This window comes from Polaribacter sp. 2305UL8-11, assembly GCF_058147165.1.
This window is the reverse complement of the sequence record NZ_JBYVJW010000004.1, coordinates 1-20,628: the sequence shown is the minus strand read 5'-3', so window position 1 is coordinate 20,628 and position 20,628 is coordinate 1. Positions and strand designations below refer to the sequence as shown.

13 protein-coding genes and 3 tRNA genes are annotated in these 20,628 nt (G+C 30.4%); 9 read left to right on the top strand and 7 right to left on the bottom strand.

Translation table 11 applies throughout. From position 1 onward, the window contains the following. The first annotated feature begins 76 nt into the window (after positions 1–76). From fdhD to ACY2RW_RS04550, 4 genes are all read left to right on the top strand, one after another. A complete protein-coding gene (fdhD, locus tag ACY2RW_RS04565) occupies positions 77–874 on the top strand; it encodes a formate dehydrogenase accessory sulfurtransferase FdhD (protein WP_490121519.1) in 798 nt (265 codons plus the stop codon). A 1-nt stretch (position 875) separates the two neighbouring features. After that, a complete protein-coding gene (locus tag ACY2RW_RS04560; RefSeq protein ID WP_490121518.1) occupies positions 876–3,167 on the top strand; it encodes an FdhF/YdeP family oxidoreductase in 2,292 nt (763 codons plus the stop codon). Positions 3,168–3,169: 2 nt separating this feature from the next. Continuing rightward, positions 3,170–4,711: a hypothetical protein gene (locus ACY2RW_RS04555; protein WP_490121517.1), complete on the top strand. Its 1,542-nt coding sequence runs from the start codon at positions 3,170–3,172 to the stop codon at positions 4,709–4,711. A 254-nt stretch (positions 4,712–4,965) separates the two neighbouring features. Continuing rightward, on the top strand, positions 4,966–5,229 hold the full coding sequence (locus tag ACY2RW_RS04550) for a hypothetical protein (RefSeq protein WP_490121516.1): 264 nt from the start codon (positions 4,966–4,968) through the stop codon (positions 5,227–5,229). A 261-nt stretch (positions 5,230–5,490) separates the two neighbouring features. Here ACY2RW_RS04550 and ACY2RW_RS04545 read toward each other — a convergent pair. The 4 genes from ACY2RW_RS04545 to ACY2RW_RS04530 all read right to left on the bottom strand — a co-directional run bounded on the left by ACY2RW_RS04545 (position 5,491) and on the right by ACY2RW_RS04530 (position 7,935). Continuing rightward, positions 5,491–5,564, bottom strand: a tRNA-Arg gene (locus tag ACY2RW_RS04545). 29 nt (positions 5,565–5,593) lie between these two features. Then, positions 5,594–5,668, bottom strand: a tRNA-Pro gene (locus ACY2RW_RS04540). Positions 5,669–5,684: 16 nt separating this feature from the next. Further along, positions 5,685–5,767 (bottom strand) — tRNA-Ser (locus ACY2RW_RS04535). A 104-nt stretch (positions 5,768–5,871) separates the two neighbouring features. Further along, the gene (locus ACY2RW_RS04530; RefSeq protein WP_490121515.1) at positions 5,872–7,935 is read right to left on the bottom strand and encodes an HD family phosphohydrolase; all 2,064 of its coding nucleotides are present in this window, start codon (positions 7,933–7,935) and stop codon (positions 5,872–5,874) included. Positions 7,936–8,068: 133 nt separating this feature from the next. Here ACY2RW_RS04530 and ACY2RW_RS04525 point away from each other — a divergent pair, with 133 nt between their 5' ends. Further along, a complete protein-coding gene (locus ACY2RW_RS04525) occupies positions 8,069–9,244 on the top strand; it encodes an acetyl-CoA C-acyltransferase (RefSeq protein WP_490121514.1) in 1,176 nt (391 codons plus the stop codon). 33 nt (positions 9,245–9,277) lie between these two features. Then, positions 9,278–10,048, top strand: a complete 771-nt coding sequence (locus ACY2RW_RS04520; protein ID WP_490121513.1) for a C40 family peptidase — start codon at positions 9,278–9,280, stop codon at positions 10,046–10,048. Positions 10,049–10,110: 62 nt separating this feature from the next. Here ACY2RW_RS04520 and ACY2RW_RS04515 read toward each other — a convergent pair whose 3' ends face one another. Then, positions 10,111–11,358, bottom strand: coding sequence for a tetratricopeptide repeat protein (locus ACY2RW_RS04515; protein ID WP_490121512.1), 1,248 nt, complete (start codon positions 11,356–11,358; stop codon positions 10,111–10,113). Positions 11,359–11,375: 17 nt separating this feature from the next. Continuing rightward, entirely contained in the window at positions 11,376–13,880 is a 2,505-nt protein-coding gene (gyrA, locus tag ACY2RW_RS04510; RefSeq protein WP_490121511.1) for a DNA gyrase subunit A, read from the bottom strand. A 273-nt stretch (positions 13,881–14,153) separates the two neighbouring features. Here gyrA and ACY2RW_RS04505 point away from each other — a divergent pair, with 273 nt between their 5' ends. Next, positions 14,154–16,727, top strand: coding sequence for an ATP-dependent Clp protease ATP-binding subunit (locus tag ACY2RW_RS04505; RefSeq protein ID WP_490121510.1), 2,574 nt, complete (start codon positions 14,154–14,156; stop codon positions 16,725–16,727). A 181-nt stretch (positions 16,728–16,908) separates the two neighbouring features. Then, entirely contained in the window at positions 16,909–17,649 is a 741-nt protein-coding gene (locus ACY2RW_RS04500) for a hypothetical protein (RefSeq protein WP_490121509.1), read from the top strand. A 145-nt stretch (positions 17,650–17,794) separates the two neighbouring features. Here ACY2RW_RS04500 and hutH read toward each other — a convergent pair whose 3' ends face one another. Beyond that, positions 17,795–19,303, bottom strand: a complete 1,509-nt coding sequence (gene hutH / locus ACY2RW_RS04495; RefSeq protein ID WP_490121724.1) for a histidine ammonia-lyase — start codon at positions 19,301–19,303, stop codon at positions 17,795–17,797. A 115-nt stretch (positions 19,304–19,418) separates the two neighbouring features. Here hutH and ACY2RW_RS04490 point away from each other — a divergent pair, with 115 nt between their 5' ends. After that, positions 19,419–20,444 carry a TlpA family protein disulfide reductase gene (locus ACY2RW_RS04490; protein WP_490121508.1) on the top strand — a complete coding sequence of 342 codons (1,026 nt, stop codon included), beginning with the start codon at positions 19,419–19,421 and terminating at the stop codon, positions 20,442–20,444. The last annotated feature ends 184 nt before the right edge of the window (positions 20,445–20,628 follow it).

Genomic DNA, 20,628 nt, shown 5'->3' with positions numbered 1-20,628 from the left:
CTCGGATTTATTTCCGAGACTTTTTTTATGAAATAGTTTTTCTGTAAATTTGTTTGTAAGGCTAATCTACTTTTTAATGCAAACATTAATTTATCAGAGTTTAAAAATCGACCAAAATGAACAAATCCCTAAAAAAGATATTTTGGTTGTAGAAGCTCCTTTGCAAATAAACATCAATAATATAGCCTACACAGTTGTAATGAGGACTCCAGATAATGATTTTGAGTTGGTAAGAGGTTTGTTATTTGCAGAAGATATTTATAAAAGCAATGAAAACTTTAAGTATGAAATAATTAAGGAAGAAAACAAAGTACCCTCTATTATAAATATTACTTTACCTAAACATAAAATAGGAAAAGGATACTTAAATAAAAGAACTTTATTATCTGTTTCTTCTTGCGGAATTTGTGGTAAAACAGAATTGAAAGACATTAAAGTTGATGGAAAAAAATTACATCTAAACCATCATTTTTCAAACAACGAAGTTTCTAAAATGTATACACAACTAGAAACGTTTCAAAATACTTTTAAAATTTCTGGTGGTAGTCATGCTGCTGGAATTTTTAATAAAAAACAAGAACTATTAAGCATAAAAGAAGATATTGGAAGACACAATGCAGTAGACAAAACAATTGGAGATTTGTTGATAAAAAAACAACTTAAAGAAGCAAATTATTTATTGGTTAGCGGACGTGTTTCCTACGAAATAGTATCTAAAGCTTTCATTGCAAAAATACCCATAATTATAGCAGTTTCTGCATGCTCTTCTTTAGCTGTAGATTTTGCAAAAGAATTTGGAATTTGTTTAATTGGTTTTACCAGAAAACAAAAAATGACCATTTATGCAAACCCTAATTTTATAAAATTAAATTAAAATGTCAGAAAAAGCAAGTGCACAACCACCAGAAAAACTCACTGGAATTCGTTTAACAGAGGTTCCTAAAACATCTGTAGGATCAAAAGCAATAGCATCTGCTTTAACTCACATAAATACAGAAGTTGGTATAACTAAAGGAATTCAACTTTTATCAAAATTAAATCAAAAAAATGGTTTCGATTGCCCAGGTTGTGCATGGCCAGATCCTGATGCAAAACGTGCTTTTTTGGCAGAATATTGTGAAAATGGTGCAAAAGCTGTTGCAGAAGAAGCTACTAGAAACAAAGTTTCTCCTTTGTTTTTTGCCACGCATTCTGTACAAGAATTATCTAAATTATCTGATTATGAAATTGGAAAAAGTGGTAGAATTATACAGCCAATGTATTTACCAGAAGGAAAAGATAATTACGAAGAAATTTCTTGGGAAAATGCTTTTAAAATAATTGGTGATGAGTTAAACTCTTTAAATTCTCCAGATGAAGCTATTTTTTACACATCTGGAAGAACTAGCAATGAAGCTGCATTTTTGTATCAATTATTTGTTAGACAGTTTGGCACAAATAATTTACCAGATTGTTCTAACATGTGTCATGAATCTAGTGGAGCTGCGCTTTCTGAAACACTAGGAATTGGAAAAGGCTCTGTAACTTTAAATGATTTTAATCATGCAGATTTGGTTATTGTAATTGGACAAAATCCTGGTACAAACCACCCAAGAATGTTAACTGCTCTTGGAGAAACTAAAAATAATGGAGGAAAAATCATTACTATAAACCCACTTCCAGAAGTAGGGTTAATGAATTTTAAAGACCCTCAAAATCCTTTAAAATGGATAGGTTCTGGACAAGATTTAACCGATTTATTTTTACAAGTAAAAATAAATGGAGACGTTGCTCTACTAAAAATTATTTTAAAATTAATGAAAGAAAAGGAATCTGAAAACCCAGGTTCAGTTTTTAATCATCAATTTATAAAAGAAAAAACAGCAGGAATTGATGAAATGTTGGATGATTTAGACAAATATTCAATAGAAGAATTACTTCCGCAAACAGGGGTTTCAATAGAAAAAATAAAAGAAGCTACTCAGCTTATAATCAACAACGAAAAGATTATTATTTGTTGGGCTATGGGACTAACCCAACACAAAAATTCTGTAGATAATATTAGAGAAATTGTAAATATTTTATTGTTAAAAGGAAGTATTGGAAAAAAAGGAGCTGGAACTTGCCCAGTTCGTGGACATTCTAATGTTCAAGGAGATAGGACTATGGGTATTTGGGAAAAAATGAGTGATTCGTTTTTAGACAAATTAGACAAAGAATTTAATTTTAAATCGCCCAGAAAACATGGTTTTGATGTTGTAAATTCTATTGAAGCAATGCATCAAAAAAAAGCGAAAATATTTGTTGGAATGGGTGGCAATTTTGTTTCTGCAACTCCAGATACAGAATTTACTGCTACAGCTTTAAGAAACTGTAATTTAACAGTACATATATCAACAAAATTAAACAGAAGTCATTTAGTAACAGGTAAAAAAGCATTAATTCTTCCTTGCTTAGGACGTTCTGAAAAAGATTATCAAAAGTCTGGAGAACAGTTTATTTCTGTAGAAAATTCTATGGGAGTTGTACATCAATCTCATGGACACCTAGAGCCACATTCTAACAAATTATTAAGCGAACCCAAAATTATTGCAGGTATTGCCAATGCTACTTTAAAAAATTCTACAATAAATTGGACAAAAATCACAGATAATTACGATTTAATCCGTGATAAAATTGAAGCCACAATTACAGGTTTTAAAGACTATAATAAACGTATAAGAATTAAAGGTGGCTTTTACTTACCAAATAATGCTAGAGAAAATAACTTTTCTCCTACTTCTACAGGAAAAGCTAATTTTACGCTAAATAAACCATCTGAAATTAAGTTGGAAAGCAATCAATTTATAATGATGACTATTAGAACTCACGATCAATACAATACAACAATTTATGGTTTGGATGATAGATACAGAGGTGTTTTAAATGAAAGAAGAGTTATTTTTATGAATAAAGATGACATGAAACTATTAGGATTAAAAAAATTAGATTTAGTAGATTTAACCAGTCATTTTAAAAATGAAAAAAGAGAAGCAAAGGGTTTTTTAGCTCTGCCTTACAACATACCTAAACAATGCACAGCTACTTATTTTCCAGAAGCAAATGTTTTAGTTCCAATTAAAAGTACAGCAGACATTAGTAATACACCCGCTTCAAAAACAGTTATCATTACCGTCAATAAAAGATAAAAATGAAAAAATACATCACTATATTATCAATTATTTTATTAAATCAATTTATATTTTCTCAAACAGGAGATATACCTGAAAAAGTAACTCAGAAAGGATTTGCAAAAATTGATTTTTTATCAATTGATTTACCAGCCAATCCTTTAGGGTCAGATGATCCTAATATGGGATTTACAGGAATTCATTATAATTTATTTTTAAATGATTGGGCTTATACAGGCTTGGGTGTTTATGGTGCAGTTGCAGGAAATAAAGGTGGTTTTTTTACTTTAGGAGTAAATGCTGGAATTAAAAAATATTTTTCAGATAAATTTTATTTAGATATAGGATTTCACTTTGGTGGTGGTGGTGGTGCTAGTGCACCAGATGGTGGTGGAGCATTTATTTTACCTCACTTAAATTTGGGGTATCAATTCGAAAATTTTTCTATAAATTCTGGCTGGAGTTATGTTAATTTTTTTGATGATGGAAATATTAAAAATCATCAATTAAATATTGGATTAGAAATTCCATTAGACTTTGAGTATGCAAGTTACAATTCATCAGAAAAAGAATATAATATTAATGATTTAAAAAAGACTGATTGGAATCAAAACTCAAGCAGAAATTCTTTAATGCTCCATTTAAATAACCTATCCATTAAAGGAGACACAAAAGATACAAACGGAAATAAATACAATGGTGAAACAATAAAATTAGCTGGGTTTGAGTTGGCTTCTTATTTAAATAAGAATTGGTTTGCATTCTTAAAAGTAGATGGTGCTTACGATGGAATTAAGGCAGGTTATATGGATGTTTTTTTAGGTGGTGGTTATCATTTATCTATGAATAAAAACCGTACTAACATTTTAGCCAAATTTGGTATTGGTGCTGGTGGTGGTGGTGGTGTAGATACTAGAGGTGGTTTTTTAATTTATCCAGACATATCTTTAGAACAAAAACTTTTTAAAGATATTTATGTATCGATTAATAAAGGATTTGTAATGTCTCCTGATTCTTATTTTTACACCTCATCTTTTGGGTTTGGTCTTAAATATTATATTGAAAGAAATGGTGCTATTTCTGAAGAAAAAAATTACAGTTTAGGAAAGTTTAAAGGATTAGACGTTATTATAAAACAAGATTTATATTTTAATGCAAAAAGAGATTTTAATCCAACAGAAAACTTGCATCAAATTTCCTTACAGGTTAACCTAAATTTAAATAAAAACATTTTTCTTGCAGGTCAAACATCATTTGCAAATTTTGGAAATGCAGGAGCTTATGCAGAAGGTATTGTAGGTTTAGGAGTTAAATCTAATTCTTTTTTTAACAATTCTACTTCTATATTTACTCAAGTTTTAGCTGGTGCAGCTGGTGGTGGAGACATTAGCACAGGACAAGGATTGATTATAAAACCAAGCTTAGGTTTAAATTACAAACTATCTAATACTTTAAACTTAAGAAGCTCATTAGGATATGTAAAAGCCAAAGGAGGAAATTTAAGTAGTACTTTTTTAAATTTTGGAATAAAATACAATATCTCTTTTCTAAAGTTAAAATAATTTTATATATTTGCACCATCAACATCCCCTTGTTGATGTACCCTCTTTTTAAAATTTATTGAAATATTTTTAACAAAATAGACTAACATCTATTATGTTATCAATTTATTAAAGCTCCCTAACTTTATATGTATTATTTAGTTTGCTATTATTTTATAGCTTACAGGATACCTAAAAGCTAAACTCCTCTACAAAGTTAGTTCCTGTTTGATTTAAATTTAATAGTTGTTTTATTAATTGTAAATTTTATCATTATGAGAAAAGTGTTATTAAGTTTAACATTTGTAGGGGTCTTAGCAAGTTGCCAACCCGTAAAAACAGAATTAGAGCATTACGAATCTAACAAAACTACTGTAGAAAAAGAGTATCCAAATTACCACATTACTTCTTTTAGGCAATACAGTTATGTATTTCAAGTATCAAACCCAGAACGCGTGATTAAAGTAACTTTAGATAGTGATGCAAAAATTATTAAGAGAGATACTTTAAAAGTATTTACTTCTGTTGTAAAAAGATAATAATATAACTACTCCCACAAGTATGTTTATAACGATATAACACCCCATCTATGTGTTATATATAAAGAGCAATCATATTGATTGCTCTTTTTTATTTTCTTTAATGAAGAAATGTATGCCGAAAAGTGTTCCTTCCTATAATAAGATTGGGTATAAATCCCACAACTTTTGGAATTGATCCATAAAAAACACAAAACCTTTCTAAACCCTTACAAAACCTATAAATAACAAAAAACCACCACATTTCTGTGATGGTTTATGTGAGCCCTGAAGGATTCGAACCTTCGACCGCCTCCTTAGAAGGGAGGTGCTCTATCCAGCTGAGCTAAGAGCCCGTAGTTTTTATGTTTCTACGAAAACAATGTCGGGGTGGCAGGATTCGAACCTGCGACCTCCTCGTCCCAAACGAGGCGCGATGACCGGGCTACGCTACACCCCGAGTGCAATTTTCTTAGCGGAGAGACAGGGACTCGAACCCTGGCGACCAAAAAGGTCGACAGATTAGCAATCTGCTGCATTACCACTCTGCCACCTCTCCTTTCGACTCCAAACCGAAGCTTGAAACAAAAATTGCGAGTGCAAATGTAAGATTAGAAAAACAATTTAGCAAGATGTTTTTTAACTTTTTTTCAGTTATTTTTATTACTCAGGATATTCTACTCTTAAGTGATAAATATTCATCAATTTTTTCTTGATAACTTTTTTAATAATTTCTATTTCTCTAAATGTAATATCTGAATTTAAAAACTGATTTTCAGCTATTTGCTTATCAACTATTTTATCTATTAAATTATTAATAGATAGTGCAGTTGGTTTTTTTAAACTTTTTGATGCTGCTTCAGAAGCATCACACATCATTAGTATTGCTGTTTCTTTAGAAAAAGGTATTGGCCCTTTGTATTTAAAATCTTTTAAATCTACAATTGTGTCTGGATTTAAATCTTGTTCTTTTTTATAAAAATAATAAGTTGTACTAGTTCCATGATGCGTTCTAATAAAATCTATTATTCTATCTGGTAATTTATTCTTTTTTGCTAACTCTACTCCTTTTATCACATGGTTTAAGATAATGCTAGAGCTATCTCTTGGAGATAAATCATTATGAGGATTAACTCCTGTAGATTGGTTTTCTATAAAATATTGTGGATTTATCATTTTACCTATATCATGATACAGTGCTCCTGTTCTAACCAACATAGAATTTGCACCGATTTCATTTGCTGCTGCTTCAGCTAAATTTGCTACTTGCATTGAATGCTGAAATGTACCTGGAGCTTTTTCATTTAATTCTCTTAATAACTTAGTGTTTGTATTTGATAATTCTAAAAGTGTAACATCAGAAACTAAACCAAATAATTTTTCATAAATATAAATGAGAATTAAAGACAGAAATGATAACAGTCCGTTTGCTGCGAAAAGCATAAAATAATTCCAATTAATTTGTGAAGCGTTTCCTTCTTTAATAATTGAAAACGCAAAATAAGTAAGCATATAAATTAAAGTAATTTGAGCAACGGATATAAATAAATTTGCTCTTTTATACAATTCAGAAACTGTAAGTATGGTTACTATACCTGCAATGATATGAAGGTAAATAAATTCAAAACTATTAGGCACAATATATCCTAAAAGTAAAACTGTTAATACATGTGTGAACAATCCTAAACGTGCATCAAAAAAAGCTTTTAGTATAATTGGTAGTATACTTAATGGAACAACATATAAATAATCAGAATTATATTTTATAACTAATGTTTGAATGAAAATCATTGAAAAAACATTAAAAAATATGAAGGTTACCTTATTGTTATTATTATAGATTTCTATTCTATTAATTTGAAGAAATAGCAATAACATTAACAATGCTAAAGACACTAAAATGGTATATCCAAAAATAATCCAATTGTAGTTAGAGTCTGTCCAAACTTGAGATTCTGATTCACTTTTAAGAGAATTTAATATGGCTAGTTTTTTACCTTCAACAATTTCTCCTTTTAAAATAATTAATTCTCCTTTAGATACTTTTCCTTTTGTATAAGAAATATTTTTAATCTGATTGTCAATTACTTTTTCAGTAAAAGTTTTATCAAAAGAAACATTGGGAGTAATAATTTCTGTTAATATATTTAACATTATTTTTTGCCCATAACTATAGGGTTCTTCTCCCAAACTATTTTTTATAAGGCTTAGAACTTCTTTAGAAAAATAAAGGTTTTTAAACAGTACATCTTTTACTTCATTACCATCTCTTATTGCAATAATTTCGTTTTTATTGTTAACTCTATCTTGGCTAATGACTTCTAAAAATCCTGTTTTATATACTTCATCTATAACTTTTTGCCCTTTTCTTTTTAAAGAGTTTAGTTCTTTTACTGTAAGAGAATCTGAAATGTTTAAATTAGAAGTTCTTCTTTTAAAATTAGCATTTACTTGAGAAACAACATCATCATTTAAAAGAAAGTATTGTTTAGAATTAACCTCTATTTGTTTCTTCTCTACACCTATTTCTTCTTCAGATTTTTGAATCGCAAAATCAAAAGGTGCATTTAAATTATCATATTTCCATAATTGTCCATTGCTAAAATCATATTTAAATTGACCTCCTTTGGGAAATAAGTAGACGATTGCTACAGTTGCAACAAGAAAAAGAATAACCTTATATATAATGGTATTCTTTTGATATAGTTTGTTTACAATATTACTCATATAACGAATCTTCTTTCAACAAACTTACAGCAAAAAAGTTAAGTCTAAAAATGAACCTTAATAATAAATTAAAATTGATTAAAAAAGATTAATTTAGCCATACATTTATCAATACATAAATTTTAAATCTCTTATGAAAGAAGTTGTAATTGTTTCTGTTGCTAGAACACCAATTGGAAGCTTTTTAGGAAGCTTATCTTCTATACCCGCTACAAAATTAGGCGCAATTGCCATAAAAGGAGCCTTAGATAAAATTAATTTATCTCCAGAAAATGTAGAAGAAGTGTTTATGGGCAATGTAGTTTCTGCTGGCTTAGGGCAGGCTCCTGCAAGACAGGCTGCTATTGGTGCAAATATTCCAAACTCAGTACCTTGTACTACTGTAAATAAAGTGTGTGCATCTGGAATGAAATCTATTATGTTAGCGGCTCAAACCATTGCTTTGGGTGATGCAGATATTGTTGTTGCTGGAGGAATGGAAAATATGAGCTCAATACCACACTACCAACATGCAAGAAATGGTTCTAAATTTGGACCAATTACTATGGAAGATGGTATGCAAAAAGATGGTTTAGTAGATGCTTATGACAAAGTTGCTATGGGTGTTTGTGCTGATGCTTGTGCTACTGAATATAAATTTTCAAGAGAAGATCAAGATGCTTTTGCTATACAATCTTACAATCGTTCTGCAAAGGCTTGGAATGAAGGAAAATATGATGATGAAATTGTACCTGTATCTATACCTCAAAGAAGAGGTGAACCTATTATTTTCTCTGAAGATGAAGAGTATAAAAATGTAAAAATGGAGAAAATCCCTACATTAAGAGCAGCTTTTACTAAAGATGGTACAGTTACTGCAGCAAATGCATCTACCATTAATGATGGTGCTGCTGCTTTAATTTTAATGTCTGTTGATAAAGCAAAAGAACTAAACTTAACCCCTTTAGCAAAAATAAAAAGTTATGCAGATGCAGCTCACGAGCCAAAATGGTTTACAACTGCACCAGCAAAAGCCCTACCAAAAGCTTTAGCTAAAGCAAATATTTCTATAGACGAAGTAGATTATTTTGAATTAAATGAAGCCTTTTCTATTGTTGGTTTGGCAAACATGAAAATTTTAGGCATTTCTGATAAACAAACAAATGTAAATGGTGGTGCAGTTTCTTTAGGACATCCTTTAGGTGTTTCTGGAGCAAGAATTGTAATTGCTTTAACCTCTATTTTAAAACAAAATAATGCTAAAATAGGAGCTGCTGCAATTTGTAATGGTGGTGGAGGTGCTAGTGCTATGGTGTTAGAAAGAATATAATAAAAACTTTATTAGAAACTCAAAACTCATAAATTGTTATTCGGTATTTGCGATTTAAGTATAGTTCCTTTAAGGGCTGAGACTTCTGACACATCAGATATGATTAGTCAGGTTTTGTTTGGCGAAACTTTTGAAATTCTAGAACAGCAAAAAGAATGGAGTAAAATACGTTTGAGTTTTGATAATTACGAAGGTTTTATCAATAATAAACAATACAAAATAGTTCCTCAAGATTTTTTCTCTAAAATAATTACCGAAGAAAAACATTATTCTGGAGAAATAGTTGATTTTATTACCAACCATAAAAGCGAACTTACAACAATTCCTTTAGGTGCATATTTACCTTCTTATCATAATAATAAATTACAAATAAATCTTAATTCTTTTTTATATGATGGTGCAGTTATATCTGGCAAAAAAGACAAAAGTGAAATTTTAAAAATAGCTTTTATCTATTTAAACTCTCCTTATTTATGGGGAGGAAAAACCCCTTTTGGCATAGACTGTTCTGGTTTTACGCAAATGGTTTACAAACTTTGTGGCTATCAATTATTTAGAGATGCCAAACAACAAGCAACTCAAGGTGAAGTTTTAAGTTTTATAGAAGAGAGCGAATCTGGTGATTTGGCTTTTTTTGATAATGAAGAAGGAGAAATCGTTCATGTTGGGATTATTTTAAATAATTATCACATTATTCACTCGTATGGAAAAGTAAGAATAGATACTTTAGATCATAGTGGTATTTTTAATGAAGATCTACAAAAACATACACATAAATTAAGGATGATTAAAAAAATAATTTAAAAATGATACAAAAAAACCAAGATTTTAATCTTGGTTTTTTTATTATTTATAACTTAAACAGCCTATTGTTTACTTCTCATTTCTTTATAAACAGGTCTTAATTTATCTGCTTTTTCAGTTAACTCTAAAGTATCATAAATGTTTAAAAGAGTTCTAACAGTATCTATACTTCTACCAATACTATCTGCTTTTTCTAAATATGGTAAAGCGTCTTGATACAATTTCTTTTGTTTTTTTTGCAATTCATTGTATTTTTTTTCATTCGATAAATTTTCATTCATCTCATCTACAATTGCTTTTTCTCCATCTAAAATTGCAATCGCCAAATTTAAATAAGCATCTCCATAATCTGGTTTTAATTCAGTTGCTTTTTTATAATAATCAATGGCCTCTTTGGTTTTACCTTGATTTTGATTGATAACTCCTAAATTAAAAAATAATAAATGATTTGTAGGATCTATCTTTACTGCCTCTTGCATTAACTCTCCAAACTTATCCATTTTGTCTAGTTTGATATACATCTGAGCTTCATTCAAAATTAAGTTAATATCTTTAGGATTTGCTTTTCTTGCCTCCTGTAAGGCTTCTATTGCTAATTCTGGTTTACCTTGATTTACATAGATATATCCAATATTTTTGATGATTTCTGATTGTTTAGATTCAGACATTTCATCCCTTGGACTTGTATGAGATTTACTTTTTACAGAAAGATCTCTTAAATCTTTATTTGGAAAAGACTCTTCTTTATCAGTTGCAACATTTTTTGCAAAATATTGAGTAGTGATACCTGTATAACCAATTTCCTTTAGTTTTTTATAATATTTTAAAGAAGTATCATAATCTTTATCTATAGTAGAACTTAAAGCTGCATTGTATAAAAATGTAGTATCTTTTGGACTTAAAACATAGGTTAAATAAAAATTCTTAGTAGCATTTTTGTAATCTTTAGCATTGTATTGTTTTATAGCTTTCTCAGAAACAGTAGTAATTAATCCATTTAGTTTTGCGCCTGCTTCTTTACTGTACTTTGCTTTACCTGAAGCTTTTTCTAGTTCAAAAAGTTTATTATAAGCTTCTGCAGCCTTTTCTATGTTAGATGCACCATAACTAGCTCCTTTTAAATAATAGTATTTTGCTTTATATTTATCTTCTATAGCTGCTTCGTTAGATTCTAAATTAGAAATTAATTTTCTTGCTTCAGAAAGTTGCTCTTTTTTTACAGCCTTTTCAATTGCTCTAATTTCTTTTTTTTGTGCAAAAGTGGCTAACGAAAGAAAAGCTACAGCACAGGCTAATATTTGTTTTTTCATTTTATTGATATTAATTGTTATTCTTGATTTTCATTTGAGTCATTTTCAATTTCCGTGCCATTTTCTAAATTTTCTTCTGATTCTTCTTCATGAACAACTTTAGCAACAGCTGCAATACTATCATCATCCTTAATATTTATTAAACGAACACCTTGTGTTGCACGTCCCATAACTCTTAAGTCTTCTACAGCCATTCTAATAGTTAAACCAGATTTATTGATAATCATTAAATCATTAGAATCATCTACATTTTTAATAGCAACTAAATTACCTGTTTTTTCTGAAATATTTAACGTTTTAACACCTTTACCACCTCTGTTGGTAATTCTGTAATCCTCTAAACTAGAGCGTTTTCCATATCCTTTTTCAGATACTACAAGAATATTGCTTTCCATATCATTTACAGCAACCATACCAACAACCTCATCATTTTCATTTTGAAGCGTAATACCTCTTACTCCAGAAGCTGTTCTACCCATTGGTCTTGTTTTTGCTTCTTCAAAACGAATAGATTTTCCAGATTTTAACGCTAACATTACTTGGCTATCTCCTGTTGTTAATTTTGCTTCTAATAATTCATCACCTTCTTTAATGGTAATTGCATTGATACCATTTGTTCTTGGACGAGAGTACTGCTCTAAAGATGTCTTCTTAACTTGACCTTTTTTAGTAGCCATAATTACATAATGACTATTAATGTACTCTTCGTCTTTTAAATCTTGAGTTACTAAGAATGCTTTTACTTTATCATCTTGTTCAATGTTGATTAAGTTCTGCATTGCTCTTCCTTTGGTGTTTTTACCTCCTTCAGGAATTTCATAAACGCGCATCCAAAATACTTTTCCTTTTTGAGTAAAGAACATCATATATTGATGGTTTGTACCAACAAATAAATGCTCTAAGAAATCTTCATTTCTTGTAGTAGCTCCTTTTTGTCCTCTACCTCCTCTATTCTGAACTTTATATTCTTCAAGATTGGTACGTTTTAAATATCCTGCATTAGAAATTGTTACCACAACTTTCGTATCTGGTATCATGTCTTCTATACGCATATCTCCACCTGCATATTCTATTACAGACCTACGTTCATCACCATATTTATCTTTGATATGTAAAAGCTCATCTGTAATAATTTGATAACGTCTAGGTTCGTTTGCTAAAATATCTTTTAAATCAGCAATCGTTAACATAATCTCATCATACTCTGCACGTAACTTATCTTGCTCTAATCCTGTTAATTGACGCAAACGCATTTCTACAATTGCTTTTGCTTGAATTTCTGTCAATTCAAAACGTTCAATTAATTTCTCTCTAGCTTCATCTGCATTAGAAGATGCTCTAATAATTTTTATTACTTCATCTATATGATCAGAAGCAATAATTAATCCTTCTAGAATATGTGCTCTTGCTTCTGCTTTCTTCAATTCAAATTCTGTTCTACGAACTACAACTTCATGTCTGTGTTCTACAAAATAATGAATTAGTTGTTTTAAATTTAATTGTTCTGGTCTTCCATTAACCAAAGCGATATTATTTACACTGAAAGAAGTTTGTAACTGTGTGTATTTATATAACTTATTTAAAACAATATTTGGAATTGCATCACGCTTTAAAATATACACAATACGCATTCCGTTTCTATCAGACTCGTCTCTAATATTGGCAATCCCTTCTAATTTCTTTTCGTTTACCAGATCAGCAGTTTTTTTAATCATATCTGCTTTATTCACTTGGTAAGGGATTTCTGTAACAATAATGCACTCACGCCCTTTTACTTCTTCAATAACAGCTTTAGCACGCATTACAATACGTCCACGACCCGTATGAAAAGCATCTCTAACACCATCATAACCATAAATTGTTCCTCCAGTTGGAAAATCTGGAGCAGTTACGTGTTGCATTAACTCATCAATCTCTATGTCTCTATTTTGAATGTATGCAACAGTACCATTAATAACTTCTGTTAAGTTATGTGGAGCCATATTTGTAGCCATACCAACAGCAATACCAGAAGCTCCATTAATTAACAACCCAGGAATTCTAGTTGGTAAAACTGTAGGCTCATGTAATGTATCATCAAAATTTAAGGTATGGTCTACTGTATCTTTCTCAATATCAGCTAACATTTCTTCTGATATTTTCTGCATTCTAACCTCTGTATAACGCATTGCTGCAGGGCTATCTCCATCTACAGAACCAAAGTTTCCTTGGCCATCTACCATCATATATCTCACACTCCAATCCTGAGCCATACGTACCATAGAATCATATACAGAAGTATCTCCATGTGGGTGATATTTACCTAAAACTTCTCCAACAATTCTTGCTGATTTTTTATAAGACCCAGTTGCTTTAATTCCTAATTCATGCATTCCATACAAAACCCTTCTATGAACAGGTTTTAAACCATCTCTTACATCTGGTAATGCTCTTGAAACTATCACTGACATCGAGTAATCGATGTATGCAGATTTCATCTGCTCTTCAATGTTAATCGGAATTAACTTTTCTCCGTCTGCCATATATATTTTTAATTAAAATTTAGTCTTTTTTTTAAAACAAGGCAAGATACTATTTCTTTCAGTATTTACAAAGGTTTTGACTTTCTGAATTGAGTAGAGTTATCAACATTTTTTGATAATTTTTAACACTTTTTTATTTGCTTGATTTACAAGAGTTTTCTACCTTGGTTGGAGAGTCAAACTGTCAGTTTTTTACCATTGGCATCTTTTTTGTAATTATCTACAAAAAAAAGGACTAAATTTACAACACATCAATTATAGATAGAAAGAAATATGGACGATAATTTTTCACCAAAAGTTAGAGATGTTATTACCTTCAGTAAAGAAGAAGCTTTAAGATTAGGGCATGAATTTATTGGAACAGAGCATCTTTTATTGGGTTTGATAAGAAAAGGAGAAGGAAAAGCAATAGAGATATTAACAGCATTTGATGTTGATTTAAGTTTATTGCGTAAAAAATTAGAGCAACTAAACCCTACAAATCCTACATTTACAGAAAGCGCAGACAAACCTAGTTTACGATTAACAAGACAAGCAGAAAAAGCTCTAAAAACTACTTTTTTAGAAGCCAAATTATATCAAAGTGAAGCCATTGATACTGCACATTTATTGTTATGCGTTTTACGTAATGAAAATGACCCAACTACCAAGTTGATTCATAAATATCATGTAAATTATGACGAAGCAAAAGCAATTTACAAACAGTTACACGTAGATCCAGATACAGATACTGATTTACCTATAAACCCAATTGCAGAAACTCCTTCTGATGACGAATTTGCATCAGAAAAACCAAACCCATTTGAGCAACCTCAAAAAGGAAAAACTGCTAAAAAATCAAAAACGCCAGTTTTAGACAATTTTGGTAGAGATTTGACAGATTTAGCAGAACAAGGAAGATTAGATCCTGTTGTAGGTAGGCAAAAAGAAATTGAGCGTGTTTCTCAAATTTTAAGTCGTAGAAAGAAAAACAACCCCATGTTAATTGGTGAGCCTGGTGTTGGTAAATCTGCCATTGCAGAAGGTTTGGCTTTGCGTATTGTAGACAGAAAAGTATCGCGTATTTTATTTGACAAACGCATTGTTTCTTTAGATTTAGCAAGTTTAGTAGCTGGCACAAAATATAGAGGTCAGTTTGAAGAACGTATGAAAGCTTTAATGAATGAATTGGAAAAGAATGATGATATTATTCTTTTTATTGATGAAATTCACACTATTGTTGGTGCTGGTGGTGCTACTGGGTCTTTAGACGCTTCTAATATGCTAAAACCTGCTTTGGCAAGAGGTGAAATACAATGTATTGGTGCAACTACTTTAGATGAATTTAGAACAAACATCGAAAAAGATGGTGCTTTAGAACGACGTTTTCAAAAGGTAATTGTAGATCCTACTTCTGTAGAAGAAACAATTCAGATTTTAAACAATATTAAGCGTAAATATGAAGAACATCATAATGTAGATTATACAGATGATGCTATTGAAGCCTGTGTAAAATTAACCAACAGGTATATGACTGATAGATATCTTCCAGACAAAGCAATTGATGCTTTAGATGAAGCTGGCTCTAGAATTCATATCACTAATATTGTAGTTCCAAAGCAAGTTTTAGAATTAGAAGCGCAATTAGAAATCATTAGAGACCGAAAAACAAAAGCTGTAAACGGACAGAAGTACGAAGAAGCTGCAAAATTGCGTGATGATGAAAAAAATATGGAAGCTGCTTTAAATTCAGCTCAAAATCAATGGGAAGAAGATTCTAAATTGAATAGAGAAATTGTAACAGAAGATAATGTTGCAGAAGTGGTTTCTATGATGACAGGAATACCTGTAAATAGAGTTGCAGAAGCAGAAAGTCATCGTTTACACGAATTACCTCAACTAATTAAAGGTAAAGTAATTGGACAAGATGAAGCTGTTACTAAAGTAGTAAAAGCCATTCAACGAAACAGAGTAGGATTAAAAGACCCTAACAAACCTATTGGTTCTTTTATTTTCTTAGGGCAAACTGGAGTTGGAAAAACACAATTGGCAAAAGTTTTAGCTCGTGAATTATTCGATTCTGATGATTCTTTAATTAGAATTGATATGAGTGAATACATGGAAAAATTCGCCATCTCTCGATTAATTGGAGCACCTCCAGGATATGTAGGTTATGAAGAAGGAGGACAATTAACAGAAAAAGTAAGAAGAAAACCTTACTCTGTAATTTTGTTAGATGAGATAGAAAAAGCGCATCCAGATGTGTTTAATATGTTATTACAGATTTTAGATGATGGACATATTACTGATAGTTTAGGACGTAAAATAGATTTTAGAAATACCATAATAATTATGACTTCTAACATTGGTGCTCGTCAGTTAAAAGATTTTGGTGGTGGAGTTGGTTTTGGTACTTCTTCTAAAAAAGAACAAGCAGATGCACATGCAAAATCGGTTATAGAAAGTGCTTTAAAGAAATCTTTTGCACCTGAATTTTTAAATAGAATTGATGACGTTATTGTATTTAACGCTTTAGAAAGAGAAGACATCCATTCTATAATAGATATTGAATTAGACAAGTTATTAAACAGAATCTCAGATTTAGGCTATACTTTAAATTTAAGCGAAACTGCAAAAGATTATATAGCAGACAAAGGTTTTGACAAAAAATATGGAGCAAGACCACTTAAAAGAGCCATACAGAAATATATTGAAGATGCTTTGGCAGAAGAAATTGTAAACTCTAAACTTACAGAAGGAGATACAATTACTATGGATTTGGATGAGAAAGAAAACAAACTCACCATAAAAATTAAAAAAGGTAAGAAAAAAGAAGAAACTCGAACAGAAACCGAGACAAATGATTAAATACAAAATCCCAAATGAAAGTTTGGGATTTTTTATGCCTTAAAAACATGTGGTTTTACTGTTGACTTTTTACCAAAAAATACCGAACTTAGCTAACTACGTTTATAAAACATTAAAACGTTGAATAAACGTGATAACGTTGGGCATAATTTAACAGAATCGTCATAATTAAAAATCCTGAATGAAAGTAAAAGCAGAAATAAAAAAAGAGATTACTAATTTAATAAATGATTCTGAAAAAATAATTGAGTTTTTACAAGGTAAAAGTAAAAACAAAAAATACTCTTTCCATTTGGAATATCAACAATGGTATTCAAAAGCTTTGAAAGTTGTACAAATTTTAGCAACTGATAGATACACAGAATTTAAAAGTTTTTACGAGATTGACCCTAAGCGAAAAATTTTGGGTTATGGCAATTATGTGATTCAAGACTATATCAAAGGAATTGTACCTTCGTCATATTCTTATCCAGATTTTGACTCAAAAGATGAAACACTAACGAATTTTTACAATCAATATACAATCTTAATTTCTTTAATTCCAAGAATCGACAGTATAATAGATGACATCGAAGGGTCTTTACTTACGAATTTGCAAATAAGTGAATTAGATTCAGCAAAAGAATTAATTAAAATTAGTCCAAGAGCATCTGGGGCATTATGTGGAGTAATCATAGAAGGACATCTGAAAATGATTTGTGCAAACCATAAAATTACAATCCGAAAAAAGAATCCTGGAATTTCCAACTTAAATGAACTATTAAAAAGTGGAGAAATTTACGAAACAACAACTTGGAGGAAAATTAGTTATTTAGCTGACATAAGAAACCTATGTTCTCATAAAAAAGATATTGAACCAACTAAAGAACAAGTAATGGAATTAATTGATGGAACCAATTGGTTAATGAAAAATGTTAATTAAAAAAAACTATGCCCAACACCGTGTATAATTAATTGCTAGCTTATTGCCTACTTACGAAAATCCTAGCGGATTTTCTATTCGGGATATATTTGCTATCTTTAGTGCTTAATCACGCAACTAACCATACACAAACACGTTAGCTAACTTACCCAAACAACTCCTCAGAATCAATCTCTAAAGAAGCGATAAAGTCAGCACTTTTTACAATATCATTATGTAAAACCCTGTCTTCTTCTACAATAGTAACTTCTTGTCGAAACAAACCAACAATACTTTCTAAAAACGGAGAGCTTTTTCCATTACCAAAACTCAAAGCTTGAGATGCTGTAAACAATTCTATCGCTAAAATAGTTTGTAAATTATCTACTACTTTTTTACATTTTGTGGCAGCATTTGCGCCCATAGAAACATGGTCTTCTTGCCCATTACTAGACTCAATAGAATCTACACTTGCTGGTGTTGCATATTGTTTGTTCTGACTTACAATACTTGCTGCTGTGTATTGTGGAATCATAAAACCAGAATTTAAACCAGGATTTGCTACTAAAAAAGGAGGCAAATGTCTGTGACCTGAAACTAATTGATAAGTTCTGCGTTCTGAAATATTACCCAATTCTGAAATTGCAATCGCTAAAAAATCTAATCCTAAAGCTAAAGGTTGTCCATGAAAATTACCTCCAGATATAATTTCATCTTCATCTACAAAAATATTAGGATTGTCTGTCACAGAATTTATTTCCGTTAAAAAAGTTTTGGTTACAAAACGAATGGCATCTTTACTTGCTCCATGCACTTGTGGCATACATCTAAAAGAATATGGGTCTTGTACATGCTGCTTTTCTTGAACAATTAGCTCGCTATCTTGTAATAAATCTTTAATTCTTTTTGCTGTTTTTATTTGTCCATTATGTGGTCTTGCAAAGTGAATCAACTCATTAAAGGGCTCAATTCTGCCATCAAAACCTTCTAAAGAAATCGTACCAATTACATCTCCTAAATAAGATAATTTATGAGATTTTAGCAAACAATAAATTCCATAAGCAGACATAAACTGTGTACCATTTAACAATGCCAAACCTTCTTTAGATTGTAGGTTTATCTTATCCCAAGAAAAGATTTTTAAGAGTTTTTCTGTAGGCATTTTTTCACCTTTATAATATACCTCTCCCAAACCAATTAAAGGTAAAGATAGGTGTGCTAAAGGAGACAAATCACCAGAAGCTCCTAAAGAACCTTGCTCATAAACCACAGGAATAATATCGTTATTGTAGAAATCTATTAGCCTATTTACAGTTGCTAATTGCACTCCAGAATGTCCATAACTTAAAGATTTTACTTTGAATAAAATCATGAGTTTTACAATTTCTTTAGCAACTTCATCTCCTGTACCACAAGCATGGCTCATTACCAAATTTTCTTGTAGCTTTTGTAGGTTTTCACCTTTTATTTTTACATTATACAGTGCTCCAAAACCAGTATTTATTCCATAAATTGGTTTCGAAATCGATTTCGTTTTTTCATGTAAATAAGCCCTACATTTTTCTATTCTTTGAATAGCAGCTTCAGATAAAGTTAATTTTTTATCCAAAGAAATAATGGCTTGAATTTTAGTTAAATTTAGAGGTTGATTATCTATAATATGTGTATTATTCATCTTTTGGTTGATTCTTGCCCAAAAGTGCGAATTCATCACTTTATATCCAAATCATTTTTAACAAATTTTAAATTCTATATGAACTATATTTGCATAAAAATTTTAAAAACATAAAATGAAAAAATTACCTTTAGCTATTTTATTCTTGTTAATAATAGCCTCTTGTAAAAAAGAACCTAAAGCCTATGTTACACTTTCTGGAAAATTAGAAAACAACAAAGACTCTATCGTTAATATTTTAGGAAGAAATGGTCTAATAAAATCGATTTCAATTAATGAAGATGGTTCTTTTAAAGACACTCTAAAAGTACCAAAAGCAGATATTTACACATTTCAAACAAGCAGTGCTAAAAGGGCTCCTATTTATTTAAAAAATGGTTTTGAAATAACCATTAAAGGAAATGCAGACGCATTTATGAATAGCTTTAAATATTCTGGAAATGGCGCTGCTAATAGTGAGTTTATTATTGCGCAATTAAATAAGAGTCAAAATATTGGAAATCCAACTACCATACTTAATTTAGAGGAAGCAGAATTTACCTCTAAAATGGATGCTTTGAAAAAAGATTATGATAGTATTTTAAATTCTTACAACAATTTAGATAGTGCTTTAGTAAGTTTGGTTACCAAACAAAATGAGCAGATGTTTTCTTATTTTGATAAAACATACGCAAGCAACAAAACAATAAGAAAAGGAAAACCTTCTCCTAAATTTGAAGGCTATGTAGATATTAAAGGAGGAAAGAAATCTTTAGATTCTTTTAAAGGAAAATTTGTTTATATAGATGTTTGGGCAACTTGGTGTGGGCCTTGTATACAACAAATTCCATATTTAAAAGCATTGGAAAAAGAGTATCACAATAAAAACATTGAGTTTGTAAGTATTTCTACTGATGAATCTCGAAGAAGTGGTGGTTCTTGGGAAGCTGCCGAAAAAAAATGGAGAAATTTTGTAAAGAAAAAAGATTTAGGTGGTGTGCAGCTTTGGTCTGGTCAAGATTTTAGTTTTCAGCAAGCGTACCAAATTACTGGCATTCCAAGATTTATATTGATAGATCCTGATGGAAAAATTGTTGATGCAAATGCACCAAGACCTTCTGAACCAAGACTAAAAGAGATGTTTACTTCTTTAGGAATATAAGTTTTAGATACTGGTTGACAATCCTTAAAAAGAGGCTGTCTGAAAAGTTAATTTATCTGTCATTTTGATTCTTTCGTCTTCGCTCAAGACAAGCTTTGTCGAAAAATGGCTTAATGGCAAAAAATGGTTGGTAAAAACCTCTGAATCCCTTTGTAATACTGATTAAATTAAAAGTTTATTGAAA

Excerpts from the sequence above, each read along its gene's own strand:
- ACY2RW_RS04500 (WP_490121509.1), top strand. The coding sequence starts at position 16,909 with ATGAAAGTAAAAGCAGAAATAAAAAAAGAGATTACTAATTTAATAAAT.
- ACY2RW_RS04525 (WP_490121514.1), top strand. The coding sequence starts at position 8,069 with ATGAAAGAAGTTGTAATTGTTTCTGTTGCTAGAACACCAATTGGAAGC.
- ACY2RW_RS04490 (WP_490121508.1), top strand. The coding sequence starts at position 19,419 with ATGAAAAAATTACCTTTAGCTATTTTATTCTTGTTAATAATAGCCTCT.
- ACY2RW_RS04505 (WP_490121510.1), top strand. The coding sequence starts at position 14,154 with ATGGACGATAATTTTTCACCAAAAGTTAGAGATGTTATTACCTTCAGT.
- ACY2RW_RS04515 (WP_490121512.1), bottom strand. The coding sequence starts at position 11,358 with ATGAAAAAACAAATATTAGCCTGTGCTGTAGCTTTTCTTTCGTTAGCC.
- ACY2RW_RS04530 (WP_490121515.1), bottom strand. The coding sequence starts at position 7,935 with ATGAGTAATATTGTAAACAAACTATATCAAAAGAATACCATTATATAT.
- hutH (WP_490121724.1), bottom strand. The coding sequence starts at position 19,303 with ATGAATAATACACATATTATAGATAATCAACCTCTAAATTTAACTAAA.
- ACY2RW_RS04560 (WP_490121518.1), top strand. The coding sequence starts at position 876 with ATGTCAGAAAAAGCAAGTGCACAACCACCAGAAAAACTCACTGGAATT.
- ACY2RW_RS04550 (WP_490121516.1), top strand. The coding sequence starts at position 4,966 with ATGAGAAAAGTGTTATTAAGTTTAACATTTGTAGGGGTCTTAGCAAGT.
- ACY2RW_RS04555 (WP_490121517.1), top strand. The coding sequence starts at position 3,170 with ATGAAAAAATACATCACTATATTATCAATTATTTTATTAAATCAATTT.
- gyrA (WP_490121511.1), bottom strand. The coding sequence starts at position 13,880 with ATGGCAGACGGAGAAAAGTTAATTCCGATTAACATTGAAGAGCAGATG.
- fdhD (WP_490121519.1), top strand. The coding sequence starts at position 77 with ATGCAAACATTAATTTATCAGAGTTTAAAAATCGACCAAAATGAACAA.